The organism is Micrococcus sp. HMSC31B01 (genome assembly GCF_001816085.1).
GTDB lineage: Bacteria > Actinomycetota > Actinomycetes > Actinomycetales > Micrococcaceae > Micrococcus > Micrococcus luteus.
This window is the reverse complement of record NZ_KV824931.1, coordinates 1-505: the sequence shown is the minus strand read 5'-3', so window position 1 is coordinate 505 and position 505 is coordinate 1. Positions and strand designations below refer to the sequence as shown.

The window sequence follows — 505 nt, the reverse complement described above, 5'->3', positions numbered from 1 at the left end:
TCGGGGGTGCGGGGGTGGTGCGGGCGGGGGCGGGACGCGGGGTTCACTCGAGCCCGGCGCGGACGGCCGAGTCCCACAGGCCCTCGGCCCACGGCAGGCGGGTGTTGACGACCTCGTCCGCGCCGGCGGCGGGCGTGTCCTCGGCCTCGGTGTCGGTCTCGGTCTCGGTCTCGGTCTCGGTCTCGGAGGGTCGTCCCGTCACGGAGTACAGGGTCTCCCCCGGCATGACCAGCTCGAGGCGCTCGCGCGCCTGCTGGGTCACGTAGGCGGGATCGTCCCACAGCTGGATCCGCCGTTCGTAGTCCTCGCGCTGGGCCTGCATGGTGGCGATCTCCTCGCGCGCGGCCGAGATCTCCAGCTGCTGGTTCAGGAACGCGCGCAGCGTGGGCGCCACCAGGACGGCGGCCACCAGCAGCACGGCGACGACGATGAGCGAGCGGCCCGTGATCTGCCGGGCCGGCACCGGCTCCGGCAGCGGGGCCCGACGGCGGGCGGCCGTGGCGGC

1 protein-coding gene is annotated in these 505 nt (G+C 75.4%); it reads right to left on the bottom strand.

All coding sequences use genetic code 11. The features are described 5' to 3' along the window. Positions 1–43: 43 nt before the first annotated feature. Positions 44–505 (bottom strand): FtsB family cell division protein (locus tag HMPREF3105_RS01760; protein WP_141762392.1); only part of this gene is annotated, 462 nt, incomplete at its 5' end.